The organism is Silicimonas algicola (assembly GCF_003148765.1).
In the GTDB taxonomy this organism is placed as follows: Bacteria; Pseudomonadota; Alphaproteobacteria; order Rhodobacterales; family Rhodobacteraceae; genus Silicimonas; species Silicimonas algicola.
On record NZ_QGGV01000001.1, the window covers coordinates 142,528 to 162,091 of the forward strand.

The following is a 19,564-nucleotide window of genomic DNA, read 5'->3' on the forward strand; positions in this document are numbered from 1 at the left end:
ATACCGTGAAATAGGTCTGACGAGGTATTTCTTAACGCCCCGTCAATCTTCCTTGCCGCACGCAGCCTCCGCGCCGCTGCCTGCCGCCGATACCGCTCCATCCACCGACGCGATACCGACGCGATACAGAACACGCCTTTCCCCACCAAACCCCGCAAAACAAGGCGTTAACGCTGCCGCCTGGTCTCCGCAACACCCCCGTTCGAACGCCGCCTTAACGCGTTCCGCCCCTTGCCCCGCCCCGGACGATCCCGTAACAGGCGCGCGAACGAAGCCCGGGCCGTCCCATGCCACTTCTCGTGATGAAATTCGGCGGCACCTCCGTCGCCACGCTCGACCGTATCCGCCGTGCCGCCAAGCGCGTCGGCCGCGAGGTCGCCAACGGCTACGACGTCATCGTCATCGTCTCCGCCATGTCCGGCAAGACCAACGAGCTGGTGGGCTGGGTCGAGGAGACGTCCAAGCTCTACGACGCCCGGGAATACGACGCCGTGGTCTCGTCGGGAGAGCAGGTGACCGCCGGCTTGATGGCGCTGACGCTTCAGGAAATGGACGTGCCAGCGCGATCCTGGCAGGGCTGGCAGGTGCCGCTGAAGACGACCAGCGCCCACAGCCAGGCGAGGATCGAGGAGATCCCGACCGACAACATCAACGCCCGTTTCGCCCAGGGAATGAAGGTCGCCGTCGTCGCGGGCTTCCAGGGCGTCTCGCCCGAGGGCAGGATCACCACCCTCGGCCGCGGCGGTTCGGACACCACCGCCGTCGCCTTCGCCGCCGCCTTCGGAGCAGAGCGCTGCGACATCTACACCGACGTGGACGGGGTCTACACGACCGATCCGCGCATCACCTCCAAGGCCCGCAAGCTCGACAAGATCGCCTTCGAGGAAATGCTGGAACTGGCCTCGCTTGGTGCCAAGGTGCTCCAGACCCGCTCGGTCGAACTCGCCATGCGCTACAACGTGAAGCTGCGGGTCCTGTCGAGTTTCGAGGACAACAATGAAAGCGCCGGCACTCTGGTCTGTGCCGAGGAGGATATCATGGAATCGAACGTGGTCGCCGGAGTCGCCTTCAGCCGCGACGAGGCGAAGATGACGCTTCTCTCGGTCGCCGACCGCCCCGGCATCGCCGCCGCGATCTTCGGACCGCTGTCGGAGGCCGGGGTGAACGTGGACATGATCGTCCAGAACATCTCCGAGGAGGGTCGCACCGACATGACCTTCTCGTTGCCCGTCAACCAGGTCGCCCGCGCAAGGGCGGCGATGGAGAAGGTCAAGGCGTCGGACGAGGTGAACTATTCCGAACTCGTCACCGACGAAGATGTGGCCAAGGTGTCTGTCGTCGGCATCGGGATGCGTAGCCATGCCGGCGTCGCTGCCCAGATGTTCAAGGCTCTCCGCGACGAGGGGATCAACATCAAGGTCATCACGACGTCCGAGATCAAGATCTCGGTCCTGATCGACCGGAAGTACATGGAGTTGGCCGTGCAGGCGCTGCACGACACCTTCGGTCTCGACCGCGCCGCCTGATTTCGCCGCCTTCGGCGCCGAACCTGGCGAGGGGCTCTGCCCCTCGCTCTCCCCGGAGTATTTCGCGACAGAAGAAGACGCCTGCGGGCACTACCTTTGCGAGACGCTCCACGCCGGATTGATCCAGGGCGCGCGGTCGTCCGGTGGCAGGCGCTGTCCCAGGATGTGATCCGCCACCTTCTCGCCCACCATCATCGCAGGCGCGTTCAGATTGCCGTTGGTGATGCGGGGGAAGATCGAGGTGTCCGCGACGCGCAGACCATCGACACCGATCACCCGCGCCTCGGCGTCGACCACGGCGCTTTTGTCCCCTGCCGAACCCATCCGACAGGTGCCGCAGGGGTGATAGGCGCTCTCGGCATGGTCCCGGACGAAGGCGTCGATCGCCTCGTCCGACACGACTTCGGCGCCCGGGCGAAGCTCGTGCCTTGTGTAGGGCGCGAAGGCAGGCTGACCGAAGATCTCGCGCGTCAGCCGGATCGCCTGGCGGAAGTCGATGCGGTCCTGCTCGGTCGACATGTAGTTGAACCGCAGCACCGGCGCGTCGGCCGGATCGCCCGACCTGAGCGTGACCGAGCCGCGCGATGGCGAGCGCATCGGCCCGACGTGGGCCTGAAAGCCGTGGCCGTCGGCGACGAACTTGCCGTCGTAGCGCACGGCCAGGGGAAGGAAATGGAACTGGATGTCCGGGTATTCCACGCCCGCCCGCGAGCGGATGAAGCCCGCGCTTTCGAAGTTGTTCGAGGCTCCGGGTCCGGTCCGCGTGAGCAGCCAACGTGCGCCGACGTAGGCCTTCCCGAGGAGGTTCCAGTATCGGAAAAGCGTCACGGGCTGGCTGGCGGCGACCTGGAAGTACACCTCGAGATGGTCCTGGAGGTTCGTGCCCACACCGGGGCGGTCGGCCAAGACGTCGATGCCGTGTTCCGCCAGGTGCGCCCCTGGCCCGATCCCCGACAGCATGAGAAGCTTGGGTGAATTGAAGGCCGAGGCGGACACGATCACCTCGGCCCGCGCACGTACATGGGTCACGGCAGATTGCGTCAGGTCGACACCGGTCGCGCGACCCTCCTCGATCGTCACGCGAGAGGCGAGCCCCCGCACCAGCGTGCAGTTCGCGCGTCTGAGCGCCGGTTTCAGGTAGGCCGTCGCCGCCGACCAGCGCCGGCCCTTCCAGACCGTCTGCTCCATCGGGCCGAAGCCTTCCTGCTTCTCACCGTTGTAGTCGCCGGTCAGCTCATAGCCTGCCTGTCGCCCGGCCTCGACGAAGGCATGGTAGAGCGGGTTGGCGCGTCGCCCGCGCGTCACATGGATGGGCCCATCCGTGCCGCGAACGTCCGAGGCGTCGGGTCCGTGCCACGTCTCCATCCGCTTGAAGTAGGGCAGGACATCCGCATGGGACCAGCCGGTCGCGCCGAGCTGCGCCCAGGTGTCGAAGTCGCGGGCATGGCCCCTGACATAGACCATCCCGTTGATCGAGGACGACCCGCCGATGACCTTGCCTCGCGGTGCGGCCAGACGGCGGCCGCCCAGACCAGGCTCGGGCTCGGTCTCGTACCCCCAATTGTAGCGCGGCATGTTCATCGGGTAGGACAGCGCGCCGGGCATCTGGATCAGCGGACCCGCATCCGAGCCACCATGTTCGACCACGATCACCGACCGGCCCGCCTCGGTCAGCCGGTAGGCCAGCGCACAGCCCGCCGAGCCTGCGCCGACGATGACATAGTCGGCCTCCATCGACGGAAGGGTTCCGATGCTGCCGGTCATTCGCCCCTCGGGAACCGCTGGCCGGTCTCAAGGATGTTGAGGTCCATGTGGTTGCGCATGTAGCGTTCCGACGCCTTCTGAAGCGGCTGGAAGTCCCAGGGGTAGTAGGCTCCGTTCCTGAGCGCATCGTAGGTCACCAGGCGCCTTGCCTGGCTCTCTCGCACCTCTTCGTCGAAGCGGGGAAGATCCCACCTGTCGGCTGCCATGTGGCGAAAGCGGTCAAGCGTCGCGGCATGGGCCGGATCGGCGACGAGGTCTGAAAGCTCGTGGGGGTCTTCCGCGAGATGGAAGAGCTGCTCGGGGTCGGCGGGGCAGGCGGTGTACTTCCATCCGCCCTGCACGAGACAGACCATCGGCGCGATCGAGGCTTCCGCAGCATACTCGACGGCGACCGGAGTTTCGCGGGGCGTGCCTTGCGCCAGCGGCACCAGGCTTTCGCCCGCCACCCAGGGCGCGACCTCGGCCATGTCGACTCCGGCCAGATCGCAGAGCGTGGGCGTGACGTCGATGGTCGAGACGGGTGTGTCCACCAGCCCGGGCTGAAGATCCGGGGCGGCAACCATCAGGGGCACGCGCGATGATCCCTCGAAGAAGTTCATCTTGTACCACAGCCCGCGCTCTCCCAGCATGTCGCCGTGGTCCGAAACGAAGACCACGATGGCCTCCTGACGTGTCCGTTTCAGCACGTCGAGGATCGCACCGATCTTCTCGTCCAGGTAGCTGATGTTGGCGAAGTAGGCGCGGCGGGAGCGGCGCACGTCCTCCTCGGTCACGTCGTAGTTGTGCCAGTCATTCGCGTCGAGGATGCGTCGCGCGTGGGGGTCATGCTCCTCATAGGAGAGCGGGCCGACCTCCGGCATCAGGTGCGCGCAGTCCTCGTAGAGGTCCCAGAACTTGCGCCGCGCGACATAGGGGTCGTGCGGGTGAGTGAAGCTGACTGTCAGGCACCAGGGCCGTTCGTCGTGGCCCCGCGACAGGTCGTAAAGCTTCTGCTCGGCGTTGAAGGCGACTTCGTCGTCATACTCCATTTGGTTGGTGATCTCGGCGACCCCGGCGCCTGTGACCGAACCCATGTTGTGATACCACCAGTCGATCCGTTCTCCCGGCTTGCGGTAGTCGGGGGTCCAGCCGAAGTCGGCCGGGTAGATGTCGGTGGTCAGCCGTTCCTCGAAGCCGTGCAGCTGGTCGGGACCAACGAAGTGCATCTTGCCCGAGAGGCAGGTGGCGTAGCCGGCACGGCGCAGGTGGTGGGCGTAGGTCGGGATATCCGAGCCGAACTCGGCTGCGTTGTCGTAGACGCGGGTCCGGGACGGCAGGAGGCCCGACATGAAGCTGGCCCGCGCCGGGGCACAGAGCGGGCTGCCGGTATAGGCGTTGCGGAAGCGTACCGATCGCTCGGCCAGTGCTTTGAGGTGTGGCGCGTGCAGCCATTCGGCAGGACCGTCGGGCCAGAGCGTGCCGTTCAACTGGTCGACCATGAGGATCAGGATGTTTGGACGGCTCATGCGGCACCTTTCAGTTCGAGAGCGAGGGCCGACAGCGCGGCGCGGGTCGCCGCTGCGCCGTCCGGCGTATCGGCGAGGCTGTGGCGGAGGTAGAGGCCGTCGATCAGCGCACCGATCCGTATGGCCGAACCCAGGGGGTCTTGCGCTCCAAGCTGGCGCAGGGCGTGGACGAGGTTCGACCGCAAGCGGCGGCGATAGACGCGCAGAAGACGCGCTGCGTCCTCGGAGGACAGCGCCAGGAGGTAGAAGTTGACCCAGGCAGCCACTGTGTCGGGCTGGAAATTCGAAGGCGCGAAACTGGCGCGGATGACGGCCTCGACGCGGGCCGCAGGTCCCGAGGCGGCGACGAGGCGGGATCGGACTTCTTCCGAATAGACCTTCAGGACATGGCGCATCGCAGCCAGCAGGATGTCGTCCTTGCCGCCGAAGTAATGATGCGCGAGGCCCGACGAGACGCCTGCGCGCCTCGCGATCCCGCCAACGGTCACGTCGAGCGACCCGGCCGCCCCGATCTCGGCGATGGCCGCGTCGATGAGAGCGGCCCGTCTTACCGGTTCCATTCCAAGCTTTGGCATGTTTACCTTTGCACAAGGTCCATCAAGGACCGCAAGTATTCTTGATTGACTGGTCAGTCAATAAAACAGGGAGCCAGAAGATGCGACTCAAATCCGCCTTGTCCGCGCTTGCCATCGTGAGTGCGGCCCCCGCCCTAGCCGATTGCGATACCGTCACCTTCTCGGACGTGGGCTGGACCGACATCACCGCCACCACCGCCGCAACCTCGGTCGTGCTCGAGGCACTGGGCTACGACACCGAGACGAAGGTGCTGTCGGTGCCGGTCACCTATGCCTCGCTCGCCGAGAAGGATGTCGATGTCTTCCTCGGCAACTGGATGCCCACGATGGAAGCCGATATCGCCAAGTATCGCGACGCAGGCACGGTCGACACGGTGCGCGCGAACCTGGAGGGCGCGAAGTACACGCTTGCCGTAAACAAGGCCGCGGCCGATCTCGGGATCACCTCCTTCGCCGACATCGCGGCGAACAGGGACGCTCTCGAAGGCAAGATCTATGGCATCGAGCCGGGCAATGACGGCAACCGCCTCATCATGGACATGGTTGAGCAGGACGCCTTTGGGCTGTCCGGCTTCGAGGTCGTGGAAAGCTCCGAGCAGGGAATGCTCGCGCAGGTGGCGCGTGCTGACGGTCGCAGCGAGCCGGTCGTGTTCCTGGGCTGGGAACCGCATCCTATGAACGCCAATTTCGACCTGACCTATCTCGAAGGCGGCGACGACTGGTTCGGCCCTAACCTGGGCGGCGCCACGGTCTATACAAACACGTCGGCGGGCTTTGCCGCCGAGTGTCCTAACCTCGGCACGCTGCTGAACAACCTCGAGTTCTCGCTCCAGATGGAGAACGAGATCATGGGCGCTATCCTCGACGACGGGAAGGACCCCGAAGCGGCGGCGACCGAATGGCTGAAGGCGAACCCCGGCACGCTCGATGGCTGGCTCGCCGGCGTCACGACGAAGGACGGCGCCGAGGGTCTGGATGCCGTGAAAGGGGCGTTGGGGATTTGAGAGAGAACGCGGGGGCCCTGCCCCCGCACCGCCGACGTAACTGAAAAGACGTGAGGCGGCCTGATCAGGTCGCCTTTTTCATCAACGCCTCGTCCTTCTCCCTCGCCCGGATCGCGGCGGGCCGGGAGACGAGGCGGCCGGCATAGGACGTGAAGCTGGGCTTCTCGGGGATCGTCTTGAACTGGAGCCCCCAGGCGATCTGCGCGCCGAGATACACGTCCGCCGCGGTGAATGTGTCGCCGAGAAGCCAGGTGCGTCCGTCCGAAAGATGCGCGTCAAGCGTCCGGCACACCCGTCCGAGGCTGCCGTAACCCGTGCGTCCTCGCTCCATCGGATCAGAAGTCTTCCAACCGAAACTCTCGTTGACGACGGCATGCTCGACCGGGCCCGCGCCGAAGAAAAGCCAGCGGTAATAGGGGCCCCGGTCCGGGGAGGACACGTCTGGCGCCAGGCCCGCTTCGGGGAAAGCGTCGGCGAGGTAGGCGCAAATGGCGGCCGCCTCGGTGACGATGACGCCGCGATGCCGGATCGCGGGAACCTTGGCCATCGGGTTGACGGCCTTGTAGGTGTCACCATGCATGGATGCGCCGAATTCGACGATGTGGGTGTCGTAAGCGCAGCCTGTCTCCTCGAGCATCCATCGCGCGATCCGCCCTCGAGACATTGGGTTGGTGTAGAAGGCGAGGTCCGTCATCGTCTTGCTCCCTGTCCGTCGATCGCGAGAGTATACGAGAGCCCGGAAATGGAAAGCGCGCGGGTGGGAGAGTCCCGCGCGCTTTCTCGCCTCGTTCGTCTGCCTTATGTCTCCGGCAGGGCGTAGGCGATCTTCATGTCATCGGTCACCACGCCCGGCGGTTCCGAGATCTTTTCCATCATGTTGATCGAGATGTGCGGCCAGCGGATCAGACCCTCGACACCGTCACGGCGTGGGAAGAAGTCGAGGAAAATGAACTGCGCATAGGCGAGGACGAGCTTCGGCTTGCCATCCAGCCCTTCCTCGTCCAGCTCCATGATCCAGAAGATCGAGCGCATGAAGTTGGCGTCGGCCTGCCTCTCGATGAACGGGATGTTCACGATACCCGCTTCCTTGAGGCTGGTGTCGAGCGACAGCTCCGTCGTGCGCACAACGTTCGCCGGCAAGCCGAGCCGCAGCAGTGCCGTCGGATCCGCTGGAGAAAAGCCAGGGAAGGGTGTGCCGGAGAGGACGCCCTTGAACGGGTCCTGCGAGAAGGCGCGGTAGGGAAAGAGATACGCCGTCTCGTCGGTGGCGGCATCGACCGCCTCGCTGATGTCGCCGACAACCACGCCTTCAGGAAAGGCACTCATCACGGGAATCTCGGGCGGGCCGTCGAACACGCGCGAGGTGCCAAGAGCCGTGGCCGCGTTGCCGTGCGGGATCGTGGCGAGCCGTCCGATGTCGATACCGTCGATACGCTGCTCCTTCATGTGAAGGAAGAAGCCTGGCTCGTGGTGAATGGGCAACTCGGGCGGGCCTGCCACGTCGCTGTCGCCGATGTCGTCGGCCGCGATCTGTGCGATGGTCTGCTCATAGTCCAGCGCAGCGACCTTCTGGTCCGCCTGCGCGGTCATGCCTTCGTTGGTGATGCCCCGGTTGGGCACGGCCTCGTCGACCTTCGTGAAGGTCAGCACTTCGTTGTACTGGTTCATCAGAAGCCGGTAGTTGCGGAACTGGCCCTGCTGCGCGAAGGGCAGGGCGATCAGGTTCCAGCCGCGTCCGTCGAAGGGGCTGGCGGCGGCGCCTTCAAGCGTCCCAACACCCCGGAAGTTGCTGTTCATCCGGAATTCGGGTCGGACGTTCGCCCAGACCCCCGGAAGTTGCTTCAGAGGCCCGAGAGCCTCGTCGTTCATGCTCGCGAACCGGATCTTTCGGTTCTCGTAAACGGTGTTCCTGTTCATGTCCAACATGGGAAAAGTCCTTTCGTCGAAATGTCTCAGGCCTGAAAATTATGGCCAAGGGTCCGGGAAAAGGGCTTGGACCCGGGCTGCAAGCTAGCACAGAGTGGGCCTTGAAATGGGGCAGGGGCCGGGGCTTTCCCGGCGCGTTCACGTGCGGAGGCTGTGTTTTCACGACGATGGACTGGGTGACGGACTGGAAGCTTCCAATCGGCAGATGGGCCGAAGCGATCGTCGACTGGCTTCAGCGAAACGCCCAGGGCGTGTTCGACGTGGCAGAAAGGGCCTTGGACGGGCTGATAGAAAGCGTGGCCTTCGCTTTGGAGAGCCTGGGGCCGCTGATCGTCACGCTGGTGTTCGTGGCGCTGACCTACCTGCTTCAACGCAGTTGGAAGAAATGCGTGATCGTCGGCCTCGGCATGCTGTTCATCGTCAACCAGGGCTATTGGGACCGCACGATCGAGACGCTGACGCTGATCCTCGTCTCCTGCATCGTCTGCATGGGGGTAGGCATTCCCATAGGCATCCTCGCCGCCCGTCGCCAGTGGGTCTATGGCGTCCTCGAGCCCGTCCTTGACCTGATGCAGACGCTGCCGACCTTCGTTTACCTGATCCCGGCCGTCATCTTCTTCGGCCTGGGCCAGGTGCCGGGCTTGATCGCGACGGTGATCTTCGCGATCCCCGCGCCGATCCGGCTGACCTACCTCGGCATTTCGACCGTGCCTGCCGCGCTGACCGAGGCCGCGACGGCTTTCGGCGCGACACCCATGCAACGTCTCTGGAAGGTCGAAATGCCGTCCGCCTTTCCCCAGATCATGGTCGGCCTGAACCAGACGATCATGCTGTCGCTGTCGATGGTCGTGATCGCGACGCTCGTCGGCGCCGGAGGCCTCGGTCAGCCGGTCCTGAACGGGCTGAACCGGATGCAGCCCGACCTTGGTTTCGAGTCGGGTTTCGTCATCGTGGCTCTCGCCACCGTCCTCCGCGTCATGCTGGAGGTGCGGAAGCGATGAGCGCCGGGACATCCGCCGTCACCTTCGACAACGTCTCGATTGTCTTCGGAGACAAGCCCGACCTTGCGATGCCTCTGATGGACGAAGGCCTCGGCCGGTCCGAGATCCAGCAGCGCACGGGGCAGGTCCTGGGCGTCCACGACTGCTCCTTGACGGTCGGAAAGGGCGAAATCCTCGTCCTCATGGGCTTGTCCGGGTCAGGCAAGTCGACGCTGCTCCGCGCGGTCAACGGGCTGAACCCGGTGGTTCGCGGTCGGGTGATTGTCGAGGATGGGGACGCGCAGGTCGACATCACCCACGCCGATGCCGCCACGTTGCGCCACATGCGGCTTCGGCGGATCGCGATGGTGTTTCAGCAGTTCGGCCTTCTTCCCTGGCGGACGGTACGCGACAACGTGGGCTTGGGGCTCGAGCTTGGCGGCGAGACAAGCAAGGAGCGTCGCGGGCGGGTGGACGAGCAACTCGCTCTCGTCGGCCTCTCCGATTGGGCGGAACGCAGGGTCGGCGAGCTGTCGGGCGGGATGCAGCAACGCGTCGGTCTCGCCCGTGCCTTCGTGACCGAAGCGCCGATCCTTCTGATGGACGAACCCTTCTCAGCGCTCGACCCGCTGATCCGCACCCGGCTTCAGGATGAATTGCTGGAATTGCAGGGCAAACTGCACCGGACCATCATCTTCGTCAGCCACGACCTCGACGAGGCCTTCAAGCTGGGAGATCGCATCGCGATCATGGAAGGCGGCCGGATCGTCCAGTGGGGCACGCCCCGCGAGATCTATCAGCACCCCGCCAACGACTATGTCGCCGAATTCGTGCGCCACATGAACCCTCTCGGCGTGCTCTGCGCACGTGACGTGATGGAGCCTGCCGGGTCCGCTGCGCAAGGCACCATCGGGGCCGACGATGAGATCGACGACGTGATCCGTGCCGTTCTGGAGACCGGAGCGCCGGTGGCCGTGGTCGAGGACGGACAGTGTATCGGTCAAATCTCGCGCGAGAGCGTTCTCGCTCGTTTTCTGCCATCGGGCTGACCACTTAGCCGAAGGCGCGGGCAGGTCGGGAACGACGATGCCCGCTTCGGGTTTTCCGTTTCCACCCCGAACCCAGTTGTGGTCTATTCGGACCGGGCCGGGGCACGTCCCGGGGAGTCACGGCAGGCTATGGCAGAGCAGACCGACACCGAAAGCCGGAAGCTTCTCAGGCGCCTGCGGGACACGCTGGCCGAAGACACGGCGGGTCAGGCTAGGCTGGATCATATCGTCGAACTGATCGCCACCTCGATGCGGACCGAAGTCTGCTCGATCTACCTGTTCCGCGATCCCAAGACGCTTGAACTCTGCGCCACCGAAGGCCTGAAGTCCGAAGCCGTTCACAAGACGCGGATGAAATTGGGCGAGGGTCTTGTCGGTCGCGTCGCCCGCGACGGGCGCGTGGTCAATTCCGCCGATGCTCCGGCCGAGCGCGGCTTCCGCTACATGCCCGAGACCGGGGAGGAGGTCTTCTCGTCCTTTTGCGGTGTCCCGATACAGCGGCTGGGCACCAAGCTGGGGGTTCTCGTAGTCCAGTCGCGCGAGGCTCGCGCCTTTTCCGAAGACGAGGTCTACGCCCTCGAGGTCGTGGCGATGGTGCTGGCCGAGATGACCGAACTCGGCGCTTTCGTCGGCGAAGGCGAGGCGCTGCGCGCGCTGCACACGACGCCCGTCATGTTCCGGGGCGGTATCGGCCAGGAAGGCGTCGCCGAGGGACACGTCTACCTTCACGAACCGCGTGTCGTGGTCACGAACCCCGTCGCCGACGACCCCGAAGCCGAGATGACGCGCCTGCACGCAGCCATCGAGACTCTGCGTCTTTCCGTCGACGACATGCTCGAATCCGTGGGTGAGGATCCCGTCGACAAGGACCAGCGAGAGGTTCTCGAGGTCTATCGCATGTTCGCCCACTCGCGGTCCTGGCTGAAACGCATGGAAGAGGACATCGCCGCCGGTCTATCGGCCGAGGCTGCCGTCGAGAAGGAACAGTCCTCCGCGCGCCGCCGGTTGGGAGAGGCGGCCGACCACTACATGCGCGAGCGCCTTCAGGACCTCGACGACCTCTCGAACCGGCTTTTGCGCATCCTGACCGGGCAGGGCAGGGACACCGGCGCGGGCATTCCCGAGGATCCGATCCTCGTCGCCCGCAACATCGGTCCGGCCGAGCTTCTGGACTATGGCCGCGGCAAGCTGAGGGGCATCATCCTTGAACAGGGGTCGGTGGGCAGCCATGCCGCCATCGTCGCCCGGGCCTGGGCGATCCCCCTGATCGTCCACACCGAAGGGCGTATCACGCAGGAGGCGCTGAACGGCGATCACATCATGGTCGACGGCGACCAGGGGATCGTTCACCTGCGGCCCGACGCGGGCGTCGTTTCGGCCTTCCGCGACAAGATCGCCATGCAGGCGCAGGCGCAGGAGCGCTATGCGGGCCTGCGCGGTCTTCCGGCCGAGGCCAAGTGCGGCACCGTCGTGTCGCTCCACATGAACGCCGGGCTGATCGCCGAGCTTCCCTCGCTCGAAGGCTCTGGGGCCGACGGCGTGGGCCTGTTCCGCACCGAACTTCAGTTTCTCGCCCGGAACAAGGTGCCGAAGCGGTCCGAATTGGCCGCGATCTATTCCCGGGTTCTCGACGCGGCACAGGGCAAGCGCGTCGTGTTCCGCACGCTCGACATCGGCTCGGACAAGGTCCTTCCCTACATGAAGCGCGAGGAAGAGCCGAACCCGGCGCTTGGCTGGCGCGCGATCCGCGTCGGGCTCGACAAGGTCGGAGTCATGCGGATGCAGCTTCAGGCGCTGCTGCGCGCCGCGAACGGACGACCGTTGACGGTGATGTTCCCGTTCATCGCCCAGTTCGACGAGTTTCGCATGGCGCGCCAGCACCTTCTTGACGAGGTCGAGCGCGAGCGGAAGCTGGGTCATCCTCTGCCCGAGAAGCTCGAGATCGGCGCCATGCTCGAGACGCCGTCGATCGCGTTCGCGCCGCGTCAGTTCTTCGAGATGTGTGACTTCATCTCGATCGGTGGCAACGACCTGAAGCAGTTCTTCTTCGCCGCCGACCGCGAGAACGAGCGCGTGCGCCGCCGTTACGACAGTCTGAACGTCAGTTATTTGACTTTCCTCCAGCAGATAGTAGAGCGCTGCAACGCGACCGGCACGCCTGTCAGCTTCTGTGGCGAAGATGCCGGGCGGCCTATCGAGGCGCTTGCCCTGACCGCCATGGGCCTTCGCTCGCTGTCGATGCGGCCTGCCTCCATCGGTCCGGTCAAGCATCTGATCCGGCGCGTCGACTTGTCGGATGCGCGACGTGTCATCGACGCGGCCCGCGAAAGCGGTGATCAGTCCGTTCGTGGTGCGGTGATGGAGTGGCTGCGGACCGTCGGCCCCTAGGCCGACAGGGTGTAGCGCGTCCAGTAGCGCGTCTGCATCATCAGGCAGGCACCCGCAAGGCCGACGGTGAGGCCGAGCCAGATGCCTGTCCCCCCGAGGCCGAAGGTGAAGCCCATCACGTAGCTGACGGGAAGCCCGACGACCCAGTAGCTGACGACAGCCATGATCATCGGCACGCGGGTGTCCTGAACGCCGCGCAGCATCCCAAGGGCCATCACCTGCCCGGAGTCGACGAGTTGGAACAGGGCGGCCACTGCCAGAAGGCTTGCCCCCGCGGCGAGGATGGCTGGCCGCTGCGGATCGGCAGGATCGACGAACAGGCCGACGAGAGAGCCGGGGATCGTGAGAAAGATGATGATGGTCAGCCCTGCAAAGGTCAGGGACATGCCCATGGCGGCAAGGCTCGCCACTCTCAGCGTGTCGCGGTCGCCCACGCCCCAGTAACGGCCGCCGCGCACGGTGATTGCCTGGCTCAGGCCCATGTGAACCATGAACGTCAGGCTGGCGATCTGAAGCGCGATACCGTGGGCGGCGAGTTGGATCGTTCCGACCCACCCCATCATCGTGGTGGCGGCGGCGAAGAGACCCACCTCGGCGAAGGTGGTCAGCCCGATCGGCCAACCCAGTCGAAACACGCGGGCGAAGTACTCGCGGTCGATGCGGTGGATGTTCCTGAACAGCTGGTGGCTTGGCCGAGCCCGCCCGGCGTAGACGGCCAGAAGACCGAAGGCGATCAGGTTGCCGAGCAGAGACGCGATTCCCGCCCCCGAAATCCCGAGCTCGGGAAAGCCGAGGTTGCCGAAGATCAGCAGCCAGTCGAAGACGAAATTCAGAACTGCGCCGAGGATCGTGATGAAAAGGATCGCGCGCGTCAGTTCGAGCGCCGAGAGATAGCTCTTCAACACGTTGACCAGCAGTGCCGGCGTCATGGCGAGCCCAAGCCAGACCATGTAGATGCCGGCCAGGCGCGAGACCTCCGGGTCCTGGCCGATGGCCAGAAAGATCGACTCGGCGAAGATGAAGAAGGGCGTGACGATCAGCCCCCAGAGCGCCGAGAGCCACAGCCCCATTCGGGTGATGCGTCGCACCTGCCGGCCGTCGCCCTGCGACAGGGCCGAGGCGATCATCGGCATCACCGCCCATCCGAAACCCGAGCCCAGAACGAAGACGTTGAACCAGATCGGCCCGGACAGCGAGAGTGCGGCGAGGGACGGGATGTCGTACCATCCCATCATCAGCGTGTCGGTCGTGACGATCGCCATCTGCGCCAGGTGGCTGCCCACGAGCGGAAGGCCGAGCCCCAGAAGGGCGCGGATCTGTTCGCCGGCGCGGGCCGGCGGCGCGTGAGGGCTGTCCTGCTGCATGGCCGCCCTTTAGCCTCGCCGCGCCGCGCTAGGCAAACGAAATCGGTCAGGCGTATTCAACGACCTCGATCTCGATCCCGTCAGTGTCGCGGAAGTAGAAGCGGCGTCCCGGTTCATAGCTCGCGTGGTTGTGCGGCTCGAACCCCTCGGCGCGCACGCGCGTCTCGGTCGCATCCAGGTCGTCCACGACGACGGCCCAGTGGTTGAGGCCGCCCTTGGTGCGATAGCTCTCGTCATTAGGGTCGCGCGGTGGTTCGGAAAAGCTGAAGAGGGCGACATACGCGTCGTCGGTTCCGCAATGGATCGTGCGGCCCGTCGTCATGCCCGGGCCCTGCCAGCGCACGCGCCAGCCGAAGACGCGACCGAGCCATGCGGCGGTCGTGGCGGGATCCGAGACGGTGACGTTGAGGTGTTCGAGACGTGCGGCAGTCATGAGAAGGCTCCTGATCTGAGTGACAGGAGGAATTCCTAGGGCCTCAAGTCAACTTGAGGTCAAGCTAAAATTCAGTCGCGGATTTCTTCCGGCGCTACGCCCCATATCGAGGTCTTCGCGACCCAACCCTTGCTGCTTCCGGCAACGATCCGGCACCAGTCCAGAGTGCAGGCCCCCAGCCGCGCAATCACGCCGGCCTCGGCACGCGCGTCGATTTGCGCGGTGGGATCGGGCTTGATCCGAAGCGCCACGAGGTCGTCCTCGACGATGACGTGCCGCACGCCAGACAGAAGCGAATAGTGCATCCATCCGCCCTGGCCGTCACGATCTTCGACCCGTCGCCAGTGCCCGTGCTCGCCGGTCACCACAAGGGGCATGTTCCGCCGGGTAAAGACCCAGTCGATGCGATGGCTCAGCGATGGTCCGCGCCGCGCGTTGCCTTCGTCGGCCTTCAGCGAGACGAACCGCGGCATCGGCAGGTTCGTGACCTTGCCGCGCTCCTCGGCCGCCGCAGGCAGACACAGGAGGGCGCACAGAAAGAGGGCGGCTGCCTTGCGGATCGTCGTTCACCTGCTCGTTTCGGCGCACCCCGGAAAGGCGTCTTGTGCCGAGTTCGGTTCCTTGACACTTTGCCAGCAAGCGCCGGACAAGGAAAGACACGAGGAGCCGTCCATATGCCCGACAAGCGCCTGAGTGTGGTCGTCACGCGACGCCTGCCAGAAGCGGTCGAACGGCGCATGGCCGAACTTTTCGATGTCACCCTGCGATCTGAGGACCGGCCGATGCCGCGCGAGGCGCTGGCCTCGGCGATGCGTGAGGCCGATGTCCTGGTGCCGACGCTGACCGACCCCCTCGATGCCGCGCTCCTGTCGCAGGCGGGCGATCGGCTGAAGCTCATCGCGAACTTCGGCGCGGGTGTCGACCACATCGACGTCACCACCGCGCGCCAGCGCGGCATCCTCGTCTCGAACACGCCCGGAGTCGTCACCGAGGACACGGCGGACATGACGATGGCGCTGATCCTGTCTGTCACACGTCGCCTGCCGGAAGGCATGGCCGTGATGCAGAAAGGCGATTGGGATGGCTGGGCTCCGACGGCGTTTCTGGGCGGGCGCCTGCGAGGACGCAGGCTGGGCATTCTGGGCATGGGCCGCATCGGTCAGGCTGTGGCCCGCCGCGCCGTCGCCTTTGGCATGGAGGTTCATTATCACAACCGCCGCCGTCTTCGGCCCGAGGTGGAATTGGACCTGGGAGCGAGCTGGTGGGAGAGCCTGGACCAGATGGTATCGCGCGTCGATATCGTCTCGATCAACTGCCCGCACACGCCGTCGACTTTTCATCTGCTGAACGCCCGACGCCTCAAGCTGATGAAGCCGACCGCCGTCATCGTGAACACATCCCGGGGCGAGGTGATCGACGAAAATGCGCTTACCCGGATGCTGCGGGCGGGCGAAATCGCGGGGGCAGGCCTCGACGTCTTCGAACACGGGACCGAGTTCAATCCGAGGCTGCGCGAGTTGCCGAACGTCGTCCTCCTGCCGCACATGGGATCGGCCACCGTGGAGGGCCGGCTGGAAATGGGCGAGCGCGTCATCATCAACATCAAGACATTCGACGACGGCCACCGGCCGCCCGACCTCGTCGTCCCGGCGATGCTTTAGGGCTGATCCCGTTGCGCGCAGCCGTACGTCTCGTCGCACTTTGTATGATCGTTCTGACCGCCGGTTGCGCGCGCCCCATGACCGAGGACGAGACACGCTTCGCCAAGGACCTTTTCGGTCCCTCTCTCGATACCTCGCGGGTGCGCGTCGCGCTTGGGCTGGGCATAACCCCGGCCCATCCGACGGTTGCAAGAGGCTTCGTCGAGGTCAAGGCGACCGACAAGGCCTGCGTCCGCACGCCCCAGCCGCGCGGCGCGCAGCCTCCTCAGGCCTTCGCCTTTCGCGACCGCGTTCACTTCGAGGGCGGTCTCTACTCCGGCGACATGGCGATGACCTGGCCTCGTGCGCTGCGTATTCCCCACGCTCTCATCTTCGCGCACGAGCTGACCCATGTCTGGCAGTGGCAGAACCGGGCCGAGACCGGCTATTCGGCCGCCCGCGCCGTAGCCGAGAGCTGGCGTATCGCCGACCCCTATTACGCCCCTCCGGGCACCGAGGACTTTTGGGCCTACGGGTTCGAGCAACAGGCGGCGCTGGTCGAGGACTTCGTGTGCTTTACGCTCGCAAACCCCGGCCACCCGCGCCGCCACGAGCTTCGCTCCATCCTCGCCCCCGTGTTTCCGGTGGATCGGTTCGAGGCAGCAATCGGCCGGTAAGCGAGTGGTGCCTCGCTGCGGCCGGCGCGGTGCCGTCAATCGTCAGAACCACTGTCCGGGCTCCATCAGACCCAGGTCCAGAAGCTGCTGCGAGCGCCATTGGAAGGGCGCCGAGTTATGCCAGCGGAAGGTGTCGATGTCGAAGCGGCTGGCGGGGTTGAGGCGCAACGCCTTCGCCGTCCGGAAAGATACGATGGCCGCCGTCAGGTTGTGATGCCAGGGGCAGGAGTAGGTGTTCAGCTCTTCGTCCGACCAGGTGTGATCGGGCCGAAGCGCTATGTCCTTCCTCGTCCGCACCAGCGCGATCCTGTCGATGCGGCGGCGGCTTTCGTCGATGTGCTCTTCGAACCGCCAGCGCAGTCCGCCATAAAAATCGAGCTGCCGGTCTTTCAGGCCGTCGTCCCGTTGGCGCGCCAGAGCGTAGTAGCCGGACCTGTCGAGGTGCGCGTCCGCCAGCGAGACGGCGTCGTCCGCGCGCCTCAGATCGGCGGCGTAGAGATCGATGACATAGGTCAGCATCGAAAACCGCCGTTCCTCGGCGTGGAAGGCCAGCATCTCGCCCACGGCACGGGTCTCGCAGAACGGGAAGAACAGGAACTCGGCGTTGTAGCAGTAAAAGAACCACGTCTTTTCGGGCAGACCCCGCACGATAGCGTTCACAGCCTCGACCGTCGCACCGAGCTTCATGGTCGGATAATCGACCCGGATCGCCAGTGCCTGGGCATCGGCCTCGACGGTCAGCTCCGAAGGCGCAAGGAGGATCAAGGTGCGAAATCCTTGACCCGCGTGGTGGCGCAGCGTCGCGGCGACTTCGACCTCATCCTCGGCGATGACGACAGCGACCGGGCCTTTGGCCTTTTGGATGGCGTCATCTCTCATCAGGGCGTCGAGGCCCGAAAAGCGCATCTTCTCCCCCACCACCACCGCTTGCCCCGTCGCGCCGACTTTGTGTCATGCGGTCGCCGCCCTTGGCAAGAAGCCGGGCGGCGTGTAGGACGCTTGGCCTGACGGAAAGGGGTCTCCATGTCCGAGCCGAAGAAGCTGTTCATCAAGACCTACGGCTGCCAGATGAACGTCTACGACAGCGAACGCATGGCCGAAGCGCTTGCTGGTCAGGGATATATCCCCACGGACACCGCCGCCGACGCCGACATGATCCTTCTGAACACTTGCCACATCCGCGAGAAGGCCGCCGAGAAGGTCTATTCGGAACTGGGCCGCCTGCGCCCGCTGAAGGAAGCCAAGCCCGACCTGAAGATCGGCGTTGCAGGTTGCGTTGCGCAAGCCGAGGGCGCTGAGATCATGGCGCGACAGCCGCTCGTGGACCTGGTCGTGGGGCCGCAGAGCTACCACCGGCTTCCCGAGCTCGAGGCGCGCGCCGGTCGCGGTCGCAAGGCACTCGACACCGACTTCCCCGAGGACGACAAGTTCGACCGTCTGGGAGCGCGGCCGAAATCGCAGCGCGGTCCGACGGCCTTCCTCACGGTGCAGGAGGGCTGCGACAAGTTCTGTGCCTTCTGCGTCGTGCCCTACACCCGGGGCATAGAAGTCTCGCGCGCCGCGGACCGCGTCCTGTTGGAGGCGAGGGATCTGGTTGAACGAGGCGTGCGCGAGATCACGCTCCTCGGTCAGAACGTAAACGCCTATCATGGTCACGAGGCAGGCCTGGCTGGTCTGATCCGCGATCTGGCCCGGATTGACGGGCTGCACCGGATCCGCTTCACCACCAGCCATCCGAACGACATGGACGACGCCCTCATCGCGGCCCACGCCGAGGTGGAGAAGCTAATGCCCTACCTGCACCTGCCGGTGCAGTCAGGGTCTGACCGCGTACTGAAAGCGATGAACCGCAAGCACACGGCCGACGACTATCTTCGGTTGGTCACTCGCATCCGGGAGGCACGGCCGGACATCATGCTGTCCGGAGATTTCATTGTGGGCTTCCCGGGCGAGACGGATGCCGATTTTGCCGACACGCTCGGCCTGGTCGAGAGCGTCGGCTACGGGCAGGCGTACACCTTCAAGTATTCGTCCCGCCCCGGTACGCCGGCGGCAGAGCGCGTGCAGGTGGCAGAAGACGTCAAGGACGAGAGATTGCAGACGCTTCAGGCGCTGATTGGACGCCAGCAGAGGGCGGCACAGGACGCCATGGTCGGCCGGACAGTGCGCGTTCTCTTCGAGAAGCCGGGTCGAATGGCGGGGCAGATGGTCGGAAAGTCCGAATATCTTCATGCAGTTCATGTGCAGACGACCGGCGTCGAACGCGGCGACATCCTGCCGGTGCGTATCGTGTCATCGAACAGTAACTCTCTCAAAGGCGAGATTTGAGCACGACCGGAAACCGGCGACACAGAGTGACCGTCGAGGGGCCTTATTGGCGCTTCATCCGTGCATCATTTCCCTAGAGGACGGGATGCCCCGGACGTTGGAGAAAATAATGGTGAACCGGCTTATCGCGAGGACTTCGAAAGTTATCGAGGACTTTGCCCGATCCGAAGACGGAAACGTGACCATCGACTGGACGGTGCTGCTTGGTGGCTTGGTGGGACTGTGCTTGGCGGTCATGGCCCTGATCGGCGGAAGCTTGGTCGCCTTCTCTGACCGTGCCGAGGTCGAGTTGAGCTCGCGGGAAGTGGCGCAGTACTAGCGCGGTTTTCAGGCGGTCATCGGATGAGATGAACCAATGTGCGGGCAGTTCCCCGCAACATGTCGTGGAACTTTCACAGCACTGAC

The 19,564-nt window shown here is 65.0% G+C and carries 18 protein-coding genes; 9 read left to right on the forward strand and 9 right to left on the reverse strand.

What is annotated here, in order from left to right; genetic code table 11:
* Window positions 1–287 precede the first annotated feature (287 nt).
* A complete protein-coding gene (locus C8D95_RS00655; RefSeq protein WP_109757227.1) occupies window positions 288–1,526 on the forward strand; it encodes an aspartate kinase in 1,239 nt (412 codons plus the stop codon).
* Window positions 1,527–1,616: 90 nt separating this feature from the next.
* Here C8D95_RS00655 and betA read toward each other — a convergent pair whose 3' ends face one another.
* From betA to betI, 3 genes are read right to left on the reverse strand one after another with little or no spacing between them, the layout of a single operon-like run.
* Window positions 1,617–3,260 (reverse strand): choline dehydrogenase, encoded by a 1,644-nt coding sequence (gene betA / locus C8D95_RS00660; RefSeq protein WP_109757912.1) that lies wholly within the window; start codon window positions 3,258–3,260, stop codon window positions 1,617–1,619.
* A gap of 26 nt (window positions 3,261–3,286) precedes the next feature.
* Window positions 3,287–4,795, reverse strand: coding sequence for a choline-sulfatase (gene betC / locus C8D95_RS00665; RefSeq protein ID WP_109757228.1), 1,509 nt, complete (start codon window positions 4,793–4,795; stop codon window positions 3,287–3,289).
* Window positions 4,792–5,370 (reverse strand): choline-binding transcriptional repressor BetI, encoded by a 579-nt coding sequence (betI, locus tag C8D95_RS00670; RefSeq protein WP_109757229.1) that lies wholly within the window; start codon window positions 5,368–5,370, stop codon window positions 4,792–4,794. Before betI ends, betC begins: the two co-directional genes overlap by 4 nt.
* An 80-nt stretch (window positions 5,371–5,450) precedes the next feature.
* On the opposite strand from betI, the gene C8D95_RS00675 reads away from it, so the two are divergent.
* Window positions 5,451–6,374 carry a choline ABC transporter substrate-binding protein gene (locus C8D95_RS00675; protein WP_109757230.1) on the forward strand — a complete coding sequence of 308 codons (924 nt, stop codon included), beginning with the start codon at window positions 5,451–5,453 and terminating at the stop codon, window positions 6,372–6,374.
* A gap of 64 nt (window positions 6,375–6,438) precedes the next feature.
* On the opposite strand, the gene C8D95_RS00680 is transcribed toward C8D95_RS00675, so the two are convergent.
* Both C8D95_RS00680 and C8D95_RS00685 read right to left on the reverse strand, forming a co-directional pair.
* Entirely contained in the window at window positions 6,439–7,068 is a 630-nt protein-coding gene (locus C8D95_RS00680) for a glutathione S-transferase family protein (protein WP_109757231.1), read from the reverse strand.
* 104 nt (window positions 7,069–7,172) lie between these two features.
* Complete coding sequence (locus C8D95_RS00685) at window positions 7,173–8,291, reverse strand: heme-binding protein (RefSeq protein ID WP_206508405.1); 1,119 nt, start codon at window positions 8,289–8,291, stop codon at window positions 7,173–7,175.
* Between the two features lie 176 nt (window positions 8,292–8,467).
* Between C8D95_RS00685 and choW the strand changes: the two genes are divergently transcribed.
* The 3 genes from choW (at window position 8,468) to ptsP (ending at window position 12,717) form a co-directional block, all read left to right on the forward strand.
* Window positions 8,468–9,301: a choline ABC transporter permease subunit gene (gene choW, locus C8D95_RS00690; RefSeq protein WP_109757233.1), complete on the forward strand. Its 834-nt coding sequence runs from the start codon at window positions 8,468–8,470 to the stop codon at window positions 9,299–9,301.
* A complete protein-coding gene (choV, locus tag C8D95_RS00695) occupies window positions 9,298–10,329 on the forward strand; it encodes a choline ABC transporter ATP-binding protein (protein ID WP_109757234.1) in 1,032 nt (343 codons plus the stop codon). Before choW ends, choV begins: the two co-directional genes overlap by 4 nt.
* A 129-nt stretch (window positions 10,330–10,458) precedes the next feature.
* Window positions 10,459–12,717: a phosphoenolpyruvate--protein phosphotransferase gene (ptsP, locus tag C8D95_RS00700; protein WP_109757235.1), complete on the forward strand. Its 2,259-nt coding sequence runs from the start codon at window positions 10,459–10,461 to the stop codon at window positions 12,715–12,717.
* Here the strand turns inward: ptsP and C8D95_RS00705 are convergent.
* From C8D95_RS00705 to C8D95_RS00715, 3 genes are all read right to left on the reverse strand, one after another.
* Entirely contained in the window at window positions 12,714–14,081 is a 1,368-nt protein-coding gene (locus C8D95_RS00705; protein WP_109757236.1) for an MATE family efflux transporter, read from the reverse strand. The genes ptsP and C8D95_RS00705 overlap by 4 nt on opposite strands.
* Window positions 14,082–14,127: 46 nt before the next feature.
* Window positions 14,128–14,514, reverse strand: coding sequence for a VOC family protein (locus C8D95_RS00710; RefSeq protein WP_109757237.1), 387 nt, complete (start codon window positions 14,512–14,514; stop codon window positions 14,128–14,130).
* A 71-nt stretch (window positions 14,515–14,585) separates the two neighbouring features.
* The gene (locus C8D95_RS00715; protein WP_241239873.1) at window positions 14,586–15,074 is read right to left on the reverse strand and encodes an SH3 domain-containing protein; all 489 of its coding nucleotides are present in this window, start codon (window positions 15,072–15,074) and stop codon (window positions 14,586–14,588) included.
* Window positions 15,075–15,188: 114 nt separating this feature from the next.
* Between C8D95_RS00715 and C8D95_RS00720 the strand changes: the two genes are divergently transcribed.
* Window positions 15,189–16,175: a 2-hydroxyacid dehydrogenase gene (locus C8D95_RS00720; protein WP_109757239.1), complete on the forward strand. Its 987-nt coding sequence runs from the start codon at window positions 15,189–15,191 to the stop codon at window positions 16,173–16,175.
* Window positions 16,176–16,219: 44 nt separating this feature from the next.
* Window positions 16,220–16,831 carry a hypothetical protein gene (locus C8D95_RS00725; RefSeq protein WP_126918470.1) on the forward strand — a complete coding sequence of 204 codons (612 nt, stop codon included), beginning with the start codon at window positions 16,220–16,222 and terminating at the stop codon, window positions 16,829–16,831.
* Window positions 16,832–16,873: 42 nt separating this feature from the next.
* Here C8D95_RS00725 and C8D95_RS00730 read toward each other — a convergent pair whose 3' ends face one another.
* On the reverse strand, window positions 16,874–17,737 hold the full coding sequence (locus C8D95_RS00730; protein ID WP_109757241.1) for a hypothetical protein: 864 nt from the start codon (window positions 17,735–17,737) through the stop codon (window positions 16,874–16,876).
* A gap of 117 nt (window positions 17,738–17,854) precedes the next feature.
* Between C8D95_RS00730 and miaB the strand changes: the two genes are divergently transcribed.
* On the forward strand, window positions 17,855–19,159 hold the full coding sequence (gene miaB / locus C8D95_RS00735; RefSeq protein WP_109757242.1) for a tRNA (N6-isopentenyl adenosine(37)-C2)-methylthiotransferase MiaB: 1,305 nt from the start codon (window positions 17,855–17,857) through the stop codon (window positions 19,157–19,159).
* Between the two features lie 109 nt (window positions 19,160–19,268).
* Window positions 19,269–19,478: a hypothetical protein gene (locus tag C8D95_RS00740; RefSeq protein WP_126918471.1), complete on the forward strand. Its 210-nt coding sequence runs from the start codon at window positions 19,269–19,271 to the stop codon at window positions 19,476–19,478.
* Window positions 19,479–19,564 lie beyond the last annotated feature (86 nt).

What these genes read in the sequence shown, in the direction of transcription:
- C8D95_RS00680 (WP_109757231.1), bottom strand. Translation starts at nt 7,068, where the DNA reads ATGACGGACCTCGCCTTCTACACCAACCCAATGTCTCGAGGGCGGATC.
- C8D95_RS00740 (WP_126918471.1), top strand. Translation starts at nt 19,269, where the DNA reads ATGGTGAACCGGCTTATCGCGAGGACTTCGAAAGTTATCGAGGACTTT.
- C8D95_RS00710 (WP_109757237.1), bottom strand. Translation starts at nt 14,514, where the DNA reads ATGACTGCCGCACGTCTCGAACACCTCAACGTCACCGTCTCGGATCCC.
- choV (WP_109757234.1), top strand. Translation starts at nt 9,298, where the DNA reads ATGAGCGCCGGGACATCCGCCGTCACCTTCGACAACGTCTCGATTGTC.
- betI (WP_109757229.1), bottom strand. Translation starts at nt 5,370, where the DNA reads ATGCCAAAGCTTGGAATGGAACCGGTAAGACGGGCCGCTCTCATCGAC.
- C8D95_RS00730 (WP_109757241.1), bottom strand. Translation starts at nt 17,737, where the DNA reads ATGCGCTTTTCGGGCCTCGACGCCCTGATGAGAGATGACGCCATCCAA.
- betC (WP_109757228.1), bottom strand. Translation starts at nt 4,795, where the DNA reads ATGAGCCGTCCAAACATCCTGATCCTCATGGTCGACCAGTTGAACGGC.
- choW (WP_109757233.1), top strand. Translation starts at nt 8,468, where the DNA reads ATGGACTGGGTGACGGACTGGAAGCTTCCAATCGGCAGATGGGCCGAA.
- C8D95_RS00725 (WP_126918470.1), top strand. Translation starts at nt 16,220, where the DNA reads ATGATCGTTCTGACCGCCGGTTGCGCGCGCCCCATGACCGAGGACGAG.
- C8D95_RS00720 (WP_109757239.1), top strand. Translation starts at nt 15,189, where the DNA reads ATGCCCGACAAGCGCCTGAGTGTGGTCGTCACGCGACGCCTGCCAGAA.
- C8D95_RS00685 (WP_206508405.1), bottom strand. Translation starts at nt 8,291, where the DNA reads ATGAACAGGAACACCGTTTACGAGAACCGAAAGATCCGGTTCGCGAGC.
- C8D95_RS00675 (WP_109757230.1), top strand. Translation starts at nt 5,451, where the DNA reads ATGCGACTCAAATCCGCCTTGTCCGCGCTTGCCATCGTGAGTGCGGCC.
- betA (WP_109757912.1), bottom strand. Translation starts at nt 3,260, where the DNA reads ATGGAGGCCGACTATGTCATCGTCGGCGCAGGCTCGGCGGGCTGTGCG.
- ptsP (WP_109757235.1), top strand. Translation starts at nt 10,459, where the DNA reads ATGGCAGAGCAGACCGACACCGAAAGCCGGAAGCTTCTCAGGCGCCTG.
- C8D95_RS00655 (WP_109757227.1), top strand. Translation starts at nt 288, where the DNA reads ATGCCACTTCTCGTGATGAAATTCGGCGGCACCTCCGTCGCCACGCTC.
- miaB (WP_109757242.1), top strand. Translation starts at nt 17,855, where the DNA reads ATGTCCGAGCCGAAGAAGCTGTTCATCAAGACCTACGGCTGCCAGATG.
- C8D95_RS00705 (WP_109757236.1), bottom strand. Translation starts at nt 14,081, where the DNA reads ATGCAGCAGGACAGCCCTCACGCGCCGCCGGCCCGCGCCGGCGAACAG.